The 12,571-nt window shown below is 39.0% G+C and carries 8 protein-coding genes; 5 read left to right on the top strand and 3 right to left on the bottom strand.

Annotated features, from left to right (window positions below; translation table 11 throughout):
- Positions 1–273: 273 nt before the first annotated feature.
- From xylA to QNI22_RS04765, 5 genes are all read left to right on the top strand, one after another.
- On the top strand, positions 274–1,608 hold the full coding sequence (gene xylA / locus QNI22_RS04785) for a xylose isomerase (protein ID WP_314509486.1): 1,335 nt from the start codon (positions 274–276) through the stop codon (positions 1,606–1,608).
- Between the two features lie 159 nt (positions 1,609–1,767).
- Positions 1,768–2,682 carry a mechanosensitive ion channel family protein gene (locus QNI22_RS04780; RefSeq protein ID WP_314509485.1) on the top strand — a complete coding sequence of 305 codons (915 nt, stop codon included), beginning with the start codon at positions 1,768–1,770 and terminating at the stop codon, positions 2,680–2,682.
- A 167-nt stretch (positions 2,683–2,849) separates the two neighbouring features.
- Complete coding sequence (locus tag QNI22_RS04775) at positions 2,850–4,544, top strand: AMP-binding protein (protein ID WP_314509484.1); 1,695 nt, start codon at positions 2,850–2,852, stop codon at positions 4,542–4,544.
- A 124-nt stretch (positions 4,545–4,668) separates the two neighbouring features.
- Complete coding sequence (locus QNI22_RS04770) at positions 4,669–5,070, top strand: tellurite resistance TerB family protein (protein ID WP_314509483.1); 402 nt, start codon at positions 4,669–4,671, stop codon at positions 5,068–5,070.
- A 35-nt stretch (positions 5,071–5,105) separates the two neighbouring features.
- Positions 5,106–6,626 carry a 2OG-Fe(II) oxygenase gene (locus QNI22_RS04765; protein ID WP_314509482.1) on the top strand — a complete coding sequence of 507 codons (1,521 nt, stop codon included), beginning with the start codon at positions 5,106–5,108 and terminating at the stop codon, positions 6,624–6,626.
- A 55-nt stretch (positions 6,627–6,681) separates the two neighbouring features.
- Here QNI22_RS04765 and QNI22_RS04760 read toward each other — a convergent pair whose 3' ends face one another.
- The 3 genes from QNI22_RS04760 to QNI22_RS04750 form a co-directional block, all read right to left on the bottom strand.
- Positions 6,682–9,405 carry a DNA gyrase/topoisomerase IV subunit A gene (locus QNI22_RS04760; protein WP_314509481.1) on the bottom strand — a complete coding sequence of 908 codons (2,724 nt, stop codon included), beginning with the start codon at positions 9,403–9,405 and terminating at the stop codon, positions 6,682–6,684.
- Between the two features lie 53 nt (positions 9,406–9,458).
- On the bottom strand, positions 9,459–10,553 hold the full coding sequence (pheA, locus tag QNI22_RS04755; RefSeq protein ID WP_313984759.1) for a prephenate dehydratase: 1,095 nt from the start codon (positions 10,551–10,553) through the stop codon (positions 9,459–9,461).
- Positions 10,554–10,624: 71 nt separating this feature from the next.
- Complete coding sequence (locus tag QNI22_RS04750; protein WP_314509480.1) at positions 10,625–12,535, bottom strand: DNA topoisomerase IV subunit B; 1,911 nt, start codon at positions 12,533–12,535, stop codon at positions 10,625–10,627.
- Positions 12,536–12,571: the final 36 nt, after the last annotated feature.

Genomic DNA, 12,571 nt, shown 5'->3' with positions numbered 1-12,571 from the left:
TCCAAATAAGCATTTATTGGAGAAAGAAGAGTCCATATTTCCTGATAAGAGAAGTTAGATTCCTGATAGATAGAATAGAGACTGCTAAACGTTTTATATCCGTATTTGCTATATGGGCTCGAATAAGTATAACAACCTCTTTCACAATTCTTTAAAAATTAATTGTTTATTTAACACTTAATAATTTGCATAACTGCCGAAAAGCTTGTAAACTAGCCGCAGATTTTGGATTCAGGATAGTTTATTTTTCACTTTACAAACGATCACAGTATTATGTCTATTAAAGTTACGCTCGGAGACAAAGAATACTTTCCGGGAATTTCCCAGATTAAGTTCGAAGGAAGAGACTCAGACAACCCACTAGCATTTAAATTTTATAATGAAAATCAAGTGGTAGGTGGCAAAACGATGAAAGACCACCTGCGATTTGCAGTAGCATACTGGCATTCATTCTGCGGTACAGGTGGAGATCCTTTTGGACCTGGTACCAAAGACTTTCCATGGAATGTCAAAAGTGATCCTGTTGGTCGTGCAAAGGATAAAGCAGATGCAGCATTTGAGTTTATCACTAAACTAGGTGCTCCTTTCTATTGTTTTCATGATGTAGATGTTGTAGACGAAGTAACTTTTGCTCAGTTAGAAAAAGACCTGGCGACAACAGTAGACTATCTGAAAGCAAAACAACAGGCTTCTGGTGTAGAATTGTTGTGGGGAACAGCAAATTTGTTCTCTCACCCAAGATATATGAACGGAGCTTCTACCAATCCTGATTTTCAGGTATTGGCACATGCTGCTACTCAGGTAAAGAATGCAATTGATGCAACAATTGCATTGGGTGGCAAAGGTTATGTGTTCTGGGGTGGTCGCGAAGGCTATATGTCTCTGTTAAATACAAATATGAAACGTGAGACAGAACATTTGGGGCGCTTCCTGCAAACATCTCGTGATTATGCGCGTAAAGCAGGATTTACAGGAACGTTTTATATTGAGCCTAAGCCTTGTGAGCCTACCAAGCATCAGTATGATTATGATGCAGCAACTGTAATAGGTTTCTTACGTCATTTTGGACTGGAAAACGATTTCAAATTAAACCTGGAAGTAAACCACGCAACATTAGCAGGACACACTTTCACACATGAATTACAAGTAGCTGCGGATGCGGGTATGTTGGGCAGTATTGATGCTAACCGTGGTGATTATCAGAATGGATGGGACACAGATCAGTTTCCATATGATCTGAACGAACTGGCTGAAACCATGCTGGTTATTCTGGAAGCAGGAGGTTTTGCAACAGGTGGTGTAAACTTTGATGCCAAAACACGTCGTAATTCAACAGACCTTGAAGATTTGTTTATTGCGCATATTGGTGGAATGGATATTTTTGCTCGTGCATTGTTGATTGCTCACGATATACTTGAAAAATCTTCTTACCGGAAATGGCGTCAACAGCGTTATGCTTCTTTTGATAGTGGGGATGGCAAAGCATACGAAGAAGGCAAACTGACACTGGATGCATTGCGTGAGATTGCTTTTAAGCATGGTGAACCTGAGCAGCGTAGTGGAAAACAAGAACTATACGAAAATCTGATTAATCAGTATATCCGTTAATATTGTTCTTTATTAATTTATATACAACCCTCTGTCAAAGATATCTGACAGAGGGTTTTGTTTTTAATCTATGGTTTGTAACTATTTTTCGGATGAAAAATTTTGTACTTCATCAAATAGAATCGTACAATTATAGAGACCTAATCTGATTGAATCACTATGGAAATACGGGAAGCAATTCGTTTGATACAAGAGAAAATAACTATCTGGTTAAAACATATTGTTGCACTATCTCCTAATCTGGTGGTAGCACTGATTGTTTTACTCTTGTTCATTTTTCTTTCACGCTATCTTGAAAAGCTAGCATCCCGATTGATTGGGCGAACTACAGACAATTCTTCTTTAGTCGCTTTGTTAAGCCAGGTCTTTCGTATGGCCATTATTCTGACAGGTATGTTTGTCGCTTTGAGCATTCTTGGGTTAGACAAAGCTGTCACTTCTCTCTTGGCTGGTGCAGGCATTATTGGCCTCGCATTAGGTCTTGCCTTTCAGGATCTGACTACTAATTTTTTGTCCGGAACATTTATTACCATACGTCAACCTATTCGGGTTGGAGATGTTGTAGAGACCAATGGCTATTTCGGAAAAGTCAAAGAAATTAATCTTCGTTCAACGATTATTGACAATTTTGCCGGACAGGAAATAGAAATTCCCAGCAAGGATATTCTTCAGAAGCCTATCGTCAATTTCAGTAAAAGTAATGAGAGGAGACTGCAATTGAATGGCTGGATCTCCTATAAAGAAGACCTACAAAAGGTACAGGATCTTGCCTTACAGTTTATGACTGCTTTACCGTTTCTGCAGGAGGGAAAAAATGTTGAGTTTCACTATCAGAATTTTGGGGATAATGGTGTTACTTTTTTGATCTGGTTCTGGATCGATCAAGGTAAAGTGGGTCCGCCTATGGCAATGAGTGAAGCTGTTAAGGGAATTAAAAGGATTTTTGATGAACATGACATCAGTGTTCCACTGGCTGTACGCACAGTGGAATGGAAAAACGAAGCTGTACTTAGCCTCTTGGAAAAAACAAAGGGCTACAAGAATGACCTGAATAGATCCAATTCAGACACATAAAGCCAAGAGCTTATGAATCAATGATTTTTATTTATTTGGAATGGAGATCTTGAGAATACATATTCTGGAATATGTAATTTGTACTAGTTTCTTTTTGGATCATCCAATTTTCTTTTATCTTTGTTTTATTCACTAGATAAAATACAACAAAATCTTTTTAGGGTTCTATGGAAGCAAATGTTGAAATAGCAAAATATCCCTGGTTGAAAAACTATCCGATAGGCGTACCTCATCAGATAAATCCTGACGCATATACCTCGTTGGCCGAATTAATGGATGAGGCCTTTCAGAAATATTCAGATCGTCCTGCCTTTACGTGTATGGGCAAGCAAATTACATTTCATGAACTGGACACCTTGACACAACAGTTTGCTGCCTACCTGCAAAGCATAGGCTTGCAAAAAGGCGATAGAGTGGCCATTCAAATGCCAAATTTATTACAATATCCGATTGCCATGTATGGTGCTTTACGGGCAGGATTGATTGTTGTGAACACCAATCCTTTGTATACACCAAGAGAGATGGAACATCAGTTCAAAGATTCAGGTGCAAAGGCTATTGTGATTGTGGCCAACTTTGTATACAATCTGGAGAAAATCATAAAAAACACAGCCATTAAACATGTGATTATTACCAACATTGGTGATATGCTTGGATTCCCCAAAAAGCAAATCGTCAATTTTGTTGTAAAAAGCATAAAGAAGATGGTTCCTGCCTATCATTTGCCAGAGGCAGTTGCATTTTCTGATGCATTGGCAAAAGGGAGTCAGAACACATTTAAACGTGTAGAAATTAAGAATACAGACCTGGCTTACATTCAATATACTGGTGGGACAACAGGTATATCCAAAGGCGCTATGTTGACTCATCGCAATATGATAGCCAACCTTGAGCAAACCTATCATTGGATGGGTTCTGGAATGGACCTGAATGCTCGAAATATTATTGTAACAGCTCTGCCACTTTATCATATTTATTCTCTTACTGTAAATGCCAACCTGGGACTTAAAACAGGTATGATGAATCTGTTAATTACCAATCCCAGGGATATGAAAGGGTATCTGAAAGAGATTTCTAAATATCCATTTACGATGATTACAGGGGTAAACACCTTGTATAATGGTATGCTAAACCATGCAGACTTCAGCAAAGTTAATTTCAGTCACCTGAAAATTGCTTCTGCTGGAGGAATGGCTTTACAAAATGCTGTTCTGGAAAAATGGAAGGCTGTAACAGGGACAGTGATCGCAGAAGGATATGGTTTATCTGAAACTTCACCTGTATTAAGTTCCAATTGTGTCAATGGAACCATTAAAGCAGGAACTATTGGATTGCCATTCCCAAGTACGGAGATGAAAACTGTTAAAGATGATGGGACAGATGCTGTGATTGGAGAAAGAGGAGAGATATGGGCAAAAGGACCTCAGGTAATGCCAGGATACTGGAACAGGCCAGACGAAACAGAAAAAGTAATGGAAGATGGCTGGTTTAAGACAGGAGACATTGGCATTATGGATGATGATGGCTATTTTAAAATTGTGGACCGGAAGAAAGACATGATTCTGGTTTCTGGTTTTAACGTTTATCCTAATGAGATAGAGGATGTTGTGGCATCCTATCCTAAAGTACTGGAAGTCGCAGCTATTGGGGTGCCTGATGCAAAAACAACAGAGTCTGTGAAGATATTTGTGGTGAAAAAGGATCCAAGTCTGACAGTGGAAGAACTTCAGGCCTATTGTCGGGAAAACCTGACTGCGTATAAATGTCCAAGACATATAGAGTTTCGGACTGAATTGCCAAAATCCAATGTAGGCAAGATCATTCGTCGGATGTTGCGTGATACTGAAGTAGCTAAAAGTTAGTGTATAAAGCTGATTCTATAGAAGGGCCTGACACAAAATGTCAGGTTTTTTTGTAAGAAGGTATTATTTTTTCGTGATTGCATGATCAGTATAAATTTTCACTTTATTAACGTAAGTAAAAATTATGGCAACGAAGCAAACCTGGAAAACGTTTTACCAACGCCTGGCCTATTTGTATTATGCTATTGCTAAAGCCGATGAAAAGATTGTTCCTGAAGAGATTGCCCGAGTGCGTGAAATTGTGAGGAAAGAATGGGTATCTTTGGAAACAACAGAAGACGAATTTGGCTCAGATGCTGCTTTTCAGATTGAAATTGCTTTTGACTGGCTGGTAGAACAAAAGCCTTCAGCAGAAAAAGCCCTCGAAAAGTTTGAGCATTTTGTAGAAGAGCGTCCGGATTTTCTTACCCGTAAGCTAAAGCAGCGGATTTTAGATACCTCAACTTCCATTGCAGACTCCTTTCATGGTACAAACAAACTGGAAGAACGGCTTCTGGAACGGCTTGGAGCTGCACTTGGTAAATAGTTATGTGTTGTTTGTTGTTTAAGTAAGACTACTCTATGTCTGTATTAAACGAAATGGTGGAATTGCTGCCTGAACAATCCTATACCTGTTTTGTTATCAGGCAGCTTTTTTCAAGGGAGGAATGCCAGATCCTGCTTTCTGACCAGATAAAGAACTCTTTTCAGGAAGCCAATACGCATTATCCAACATCCTATCGTAACAATGACCGCTTGGTAATGGACGATGCTGTACTAGCTAGTCAATTGTTTGAGAAAGTAAAACCTTATTTACCAGAAACTATTTTTGTTGAATCAGACAATGCTGAGGCTGGTAGCTGGCAACTAAAAGAGCTAAATCATAGACTACGTTATTGCCGATATCAGCAGGGGCAGTACTTTAATCGTCATTTGGATGGGGTCCATTATCGTAGTGAAAATGTTCAGTCTAAACTCACCTTCATGGTTTATCTCAATGATGCCAGTGAGTTTGAAGGTGGAAGAACTCTTTTTTATACATCTAAGGATACATCTGAAGTTTGGGCTTCTTATATCCCTCAGCAAGGCGATCTGATTGTATTTGATCATAATCTTTGGCATGAAGGTGAAGCTTTGACTGCAGGAGAGAAGTTTGTACTCCGAAGTGACATTTTGTACGAACGGATTTCTCCAGTAGAGCTAACCTCTCTAGAATTGCCTTATAGTGAGGGACATCTGGGATATATATGGAAACTATTGTGGTTCACGAATGGCCTTCTGATCAGTGGAGGGAGAGATACTTTTATTAAAGTCTGGGATGTAAATGGACATTGCACACAACGTTTGGCCGGACATGCAAATTCTGTATTGTGTTTGTCTCAGATAGATGAAAGATGTTTTGTCTCTGGTTCAAGAGATAGAAGTATTCGAGTGTGGAAGTTGCATGAAGATGGTAGGTTTGTACAGGACGCAATATATTATTGGCACAATGCACTGGTGCTTTCTCTTTGTATAATAGACCATCAGATAGTTGCCAGTAGTGGAGGGGATAATTTGATTCGAATAGGTACTATCTCAGGGCAGATTCTGAAAACATTGACAGGACATACAGACTGGATCTGGAATCTTTTGTGGCTGGAAAATTCATTATTGGCATCCTGTTCAGAAGATAAAACGATTAAAATATGGGACTATCAGACAGGTACTTGTCTGGTTACTTTACAGGATAATGCACCTGTGCATTGTTTGGCATATAATAAAGCCACCTGCCAACTACTCAGCGGTAATTACATAGGAGAAGTCCATATCTGGAGCCAAAATACTAACAACTCATTAGATTGGCATCTTATTCATACATTCCATGCTCATCTGGGAATTATTCGCACTATAGTATGGATAAATAATCGCTATCTGGCTAGTGGGGGAGAGGATAATAAAGTACTAATCTGGGATTTATCTGAGAGGAAACCTGTTTTGACTTTTACCCATCAAAATTTTGTTCAGTCTCTGGTTTTGAATGACGAAGGCGAACTGATAAGTGCTTCCTATGATGGCAAAATTCATGTATGGAAGTTACCTGAGTGGATACAGAAAGAATCATAACTAAAAAAGCCCCTTACTTTATAGATAAAGGGCTTTTAGTATGAAATAGTAGTTGTTAAAACATTCCTAGCTGACCATTTCCTGGGCCATCTTCGTTTTTATCTGTGTCATCTGATTTAGGCTCTATTTTATCGGGATTGGTAATTTCCAGACCGACATTCTTCTTTTCCACATCGTACGAAGATTTGGAGGCTAGTAGTTTAATAGATACAACTTTCTGAGCGGTTAGTTTATTTCCGATCGCTCTCCATCCTTTAAGTTCACCAATTACATCCAGATCGTAGGTTACCGTTTCCTCTTTGTTTTTCTCTTTCTTGACAATTACCTCTACTTGTGGCTGGCGATCAAGTGTGACGACCATAAGTTTGGCTCCTTTATTATCTGTAATGAAAGAGAATTTCTTGTCAATGGTACTTGTTTCGATTTTGAAACGTTTGACGTAAAAGTCCTTCCCATCTGAGTGAACTGCCGTTATGATACGTTCTGGATCAAACTTACCAATGAATGAAAGATTGTCATACCGATTGACAAGTTCATAATTAGTTAGTTCATAAGTACCATCATTATAGATAGCTAAAATACGGTCTTCTCCTTCAAATGAACCCAGATGTTTACCTCTTCCGTCTGTGTTGAGACGTCCAATAGTACTGTCATACCAGATATCCAGTCCTCCCAGTGTAGAAGTTCCTGCAATTTTTAGCTTAACTTCTTTAACAGGATACTTTGTGAGTATATTGCCTTGAATATCACGGCCTTTTATTTCCAGGTCGGCAAAGTTATAATCAAAAACTTTAAGTCGGGCAGAAGAATTGGCTGTTAATTTAACAGAGACGATTTCTGCTTCTGCATTAGGGTTAGCTGTAAGATATACAATCTTTCCTCCACCTTTGGTCAGGTCATATTCCCGGTCGCGGGTAACGGCTATTACCTGAAAGCGCTTCACGTAGGTAATACCAGATTGGCTATTGGTATAGGCCAGGTTATAAACCATTCGTTCGTCTCCTTTTTTGAAAACGGCAGCATGAAGAATATCTTTTCCTACAAACGCTTTGTCCTGGATCTTAGTTACCAGGCATTTGCCATCACGACGAAACACAATGATCTCATCAATGTCTGAACATTCACTTACTTCAATAGCATTTTCATCTTTCTTCAGGCCATATCCAATAAAACCATCCTTTGCATTCAGATAGAGTTTCTGGTTTGCTGCTGCAACTACTGTAGCCTTAATGGCTTCAAAACTCTTGATTTCTGTTTTACGTTCTTTTCCTTTCCCATATTTTTTCAACAACTCTTTAAAGTAGCTGATAGCATAACGTGTCAGATTGTTAAGATGATCTTCTACTTCTGCTAATTCTTCCTCCAGTCTCCGCATTAACTCATCTGCCTTAAATCCATCATATTTGGAGATTCGTTTAATGCGGATTTCAAGCAAACGCAGAATATCTTCTTCTGTAATTGCCCTGTAAAAATTCTTCTTATGTGGTTTTAATCCTTTATCTACAGTGGCTATGACAGCCTCGAAGGTTTCGCATTCTTCAATCTTACGATAAATGCGGTTTTCAATAAAGATCTTCTCCAGAGATGAGAATAAAATCTTTTCCTGTAATTCACTTTTACGTATTACCAATTCTTGCCGAAGCAGCTCTCTGGTATTTTCCGTAGAAATTCTGAGCAACTCGCCTGTACCTAGGAATACAGGTTTCTCATTAAAAATAACACAGGTATTAGGCGAAATAGATACCTCACAATCTGTAAAGGCATACAAGGCATCAATGGTAATATCAGGTGATGTACCTGGTTGTAACTGAACCTCAATTTCTACATCCTTTGCTGTGTTATCAGTTACTTTTTTGATCTTGATCTTTCCGGAATCGTTAGCCTTTACAATAGAGTCACAAAGCTGTGCAGTTGTAACACCAAACGGAACATCCTTAATCAACAATGTCTTTTTGTCTTTCTCTTCAATATGGCAACGAACCCGAACCTTTCCACCTCTCATGCCATCATTGTAGTTCGACACGTCAATCATACCACCTGTAATAAAATCAGGATATAGAGTGGGAGTATGTCCACGAAGTATTTCTATCGAGGCTTCAATCAGTTCACAGAAATTGTGTGGAAGAATTTTGGTAGCCAAACCCACTGCAATACCTTCTACACCCTGTGCCAGAAGCAATGGAAACTTTACTGGTAATGTAACAGGCTCTCTTTTTCGTCCATCATACGAAAGCTGCCATTCTGTAAGATCTGCATTAAATAAAACATCCAGACCAAATTTGCTCAGACGAGCTTCAATATAACGAGAGGCCGCTGCATTGTCCCCTGTGCGAACATCACCCCAGTTACCCTGTGTATCAATAAGTAAATCTTTTTGACCCATATTTACGATAGCATCACTGATTGATGCATCTCCATGTGGGTGATACTGCATGGTTTGTCCAATAACATTCGCTACCTTATTGTATCTTCCATCGTCCATTTCTTTCATGGCGTGAAGAATACGACGTTGTACAGGTTTTAGACCATCTTCAATAGAAGGTACTGCCCGTTCAAGAATTACATAGGAGGCATAATCCAGAAACCAGTTCTGGTACATACCTTCAATAGCTTCACTATCATGTAACAGATCCTCTACATTAGGTTTATCAGATTCAGTATGTTCCGTACTTTCCTGCTGCTCCGTTACTTCCTGGGAGTCAGTAGCTTCCTGTTGTTCAGTTCCTTGCTGTTCCGTGTCTTTCGGGTCGGTATCTTTGTGGTTATCGTTCGTATCCATTAGCGCTTTTTTTCTCTTTAAGATGTAACTGGTTGATATGTAAGTATTATCTATCAGCCCAGTTTAACATAACTCCCTACCCATTTTATATGCTGGCGGTGTAGGGTATAAATATCATGAACAGACTGATCATCAATATGCCCATCAAAGTCAAGATAAAACCATGACTGAAACTTCCCTTTATTGCGAACCGGGCGACTATCAATTTTGGTGATATTTATATTTCGTTTATTAAATTCTTCCAGGAAATGAAATAAGCTACCTGGCTTATCACTATCCGGAAGATTTACTACAAAAGTAGTTTTGTCGTTGCCACTTCGCTGATTGACAAAGTTCTTCCCAATGATAAAGAAGCGGGTGGCATTGCTTTGACTATCTTCAATGTTATTGAATAAAATCGGTATATTGTAAAGCTTGGCTGCTATATGTGAACAAATAGCAGCGGAATTAGGCTCTTCACTGATCTTTCGTGCAGCTTTTGATGTGCTTTCAACTGGAATGTATTCTACAGATATTCCTTCAAAGTAATCTGTGAGGAATTTCTGACACTGACGGAACGCAATATCCTTTGAATAAATACGACGAATATCTGTTAGCTTATCACATTTGCTGGCAAAGGTAAAATGAACAGGCATAAGAATTTCAGCTACAATTTTTACGTCCTTCTCTGATAGTAAATCAATTGTTTCAATTACACTACCTTCCTGATTATTCTCAATTGGGACGATACCAAATCTTGCTCTCTCTGTTTCAACTGAGTCAAATACAGAGCGGATACTTCCCATTGCCATGTATTCACTAATCGCTCCAAACCGGCTCTCGGCTGCCTGATGAGTAAAGCTTCCTTCCGGACCCAGATAGGCTATCCGTTCAGGAAGTTCAATATTCCGCGCAACGGCAAATATCTCCTGAAATATAGCTTCAATGGCAGGGCGTGTGAGTAAACCACTACTTAGTTGGGTCAGACGATCTACAATTGATTTTTCACGTTCCGGACGATAAATAATGGAATTATTGGCACGCTTTAATTCTCCTACTTTTTTTACAACATCCAGTCGTTGGTTAAGCAAATGAAGGATCTGTTCATCCAGACTATCAATTGTATAACGTAGTTTGAGTAATTCGGTTTCTACAGAATCAGTTTGCAAGGGTACTTAAATATTGAGTGAGCAAGATGATTAAATTCCTACATGCTAAGTTTGTTGAGACATCAAAAAAACTACGACACCAGTGTATCTTCCTCTTCTTTTATTTCTTCTGTTGCAGGTGCGTCTTCTGTGAAATCTTTTTCAATGCGAAGATTATCAATAATAAACCGTTGACGATCTGGTGTGTTTTTACCCATATAGTAACTCAATAGTTTATGTATTGAGCTTTCCTTCTCTAGAATAACAGGGTCGAGACGAATATCTTCACCGATAAATCTGGCAAACTCACTTGGCGAAATCTCTCCAAGTCCTTTGAATCGTGTTATTTCAGGTTTATTTCCCAGTTTTCGAATGGCAGCCTGTTTTTCTTCTTCTGAATAACAATAAATGGTCTCTTTTTTATTGCGTACCCGGAATAGGGGAGTATCCAGAATGTAAATATGTCCTTTCTTAACCAGATCCGGAAAGAATTGCAGAAAGAAAGTTAACAATAACAAACGAATATGCATTCCATCGACGTCTGCATCTGTGGCTATAACTACCTGGTTATAACGCAATGAATCCAAACTATCTTCGATATCTAGTGCATGTTGAAGAAGGTTAAACTCCTCGTTTTCGTATACAACACGTTTGGTTAGACCATAACAGTTAAGAGGTTTTCCCCGCAAGCTGAATACTGCCTGATAATCTACATTGCGTGCCTGAGTGATAGATCCACTGGCAGAGTCTCCCTCTGTGATGAATAATGTAGTATCAAAACGTTTATCATTCTTTTCATCAGAAAGATGGACACGACAGTCGCGAAGCTTACGATTATGCAGATTGGCCTTTTTTGCTCGTTCATTGGCTATTTTACGTATACCTGCCAGTTCCTCGCGTTCCTTCTTGGATTGCTGAATACGTTTTTCCAGAGCAGCTGTAGTTTCTTTGTTTCTATGGAGGTAATCATTTAGATTCTTCTTAATGAAATCGTCCACGAACTTCTTCATGGTCATTCCATCTGGAGCAATATTCAACGAACCCAGCTTAGTCTTTGTCTGCGATTCAAACACTGGCTCTTGTACTCGTACAGAAACAGCCGCTACAACAGAGGCCCGTATATCTGATAATTCAAAATTCTTCTTATTGGATTGAAAGAAATCGCGTATTGTGACTGCAAATGACTCTCTGAATGCCTGAAGATGAGTACCTCCCTGTGTGGTGTATTGACCATTAACAAATGAATAATATTCTTCACCATACGAACTTCCGTGAGTCAATGCAAGTTCAATGTCTTCCCCTTTTAGATGAATAATTGGATAGCGTCTGCTTTCTTCATCTATTTTTCTGGACAGAAGATCATACAATCCTTTTGGGGAATGGTATTTCTGATTATTAAAGATAACAGTTAAGCCTGCATTCAGGTAGGCATAGTTCCAGATCTGTTCTTCCAGAAACTGAGGAATAAAGTGGTAGTGTTTAAAAATGGTATCGTCTGGTTCAAAATATACCAGTGTTCCATTTTTTTCTTTGGTATCACTTTCCGGAGCATCTACTTTCAGAATACCTCGCTCAAACTCTGCTGAGCGGGTTTTTCCATCCCGGAACGCCTGTACTTTAAAATAGGTAGATAGGGCATTCACTGCTTTTGTACCTACACCATTCAGACCAACTGATTTCTGAAAAACAGATGAGTCATATTTACCACCTGTATTAATTTTGGAAACCACATCTACTACTTTACCCAGAGGTATCCCACGGCCATAATCACGCACAGTGACCCGCTTCTCTGTAACATCGATTTCGATAGTTTTTCCAAAACCCATTGTGTGCTCATCAATGGAATTATCTACTACTTCTTTAACCAGAACATAAATGCCATCATCAGGCGAAGCTCCATCTCCTAATTTGCCAATATACATCCCTGGACGCAAACGAATATGTTCGCGCCAGTCAAGTGATTTAATACTGTCTTCCGTATACGCCTGTGGTTGGGTTGCCATATAGGTTGCTTAGTGTATAGTTAAAATTAATAGGCT

The sequence above is a fragment of the Xanthocytophaga agilis genome (assembly GCF_030068605.1).
Classification (GTDB): Bacteria; Bacteroidota; Bacteroidia; order Cytophagales; family 172606-1; genus Xanthocytophaga; species Xanthocytophaga agilis.
The sequence above is the reverse complement of the archived record's forward strand: the minus strand, read 5'-3'. Positions and strand labels throughout refer to the sequence as shown.

What these genes read in the sequence shown, in the direction of transcription:
- xylA (WP_314509486.1), top strand. Translation starts at nt 274, where the DNA reads ATGTCTATTAAAGTTACGCTCGGAGACAAAGAATACTTTCCGGGAATT.
- QNI22_RS04780 (WP_314509485.1), top strand. Translation starts at nt 1,768, where the DNA reads ATGGAAATACGGGAAGCAATTCGTTTGATACAAGAGAAAATAACTATC.
- QNI22_RS04775 (WP_314509484.1), top strand. Translation starts at nt 2,850, where the DNA reads ATGGAAGCAAATGTTGAAATAGCAAAATATCCCTGGTTGAAAAACTAT.
- QNI22_RS04770 (WP_314509483.1), top strand. Translation starts at nt 4,669, where the DNA reads ATGGCAACGAAGCAAACCTGGAAAACGTTTTACCAACGCCTGGCCTAT.
- QNI22_RS04765 (WP_314509482.1), top strand. Translation starts at nt 5,106, where the DNA reads ATGTCTGTATTAAACGAAATGGTGGAATTGCTGCCTGAACAATCCTAT.
- QNI22_RS04760 (WP_314509481.1), bottom strand. Translation starts at nt 9,405, where the DNA reads ATGGATACGAACGATAACCACAAAGATACCGACCCGAAAGACACGGAA.
- QNI22_RS04750 (WP_314509480.1), bottom strand. Translation starts at nt 12,535, where the DNA reads ATGGCAACCCAACCACAGGCGTATACGGAAGACAGTATTAAATCACTT.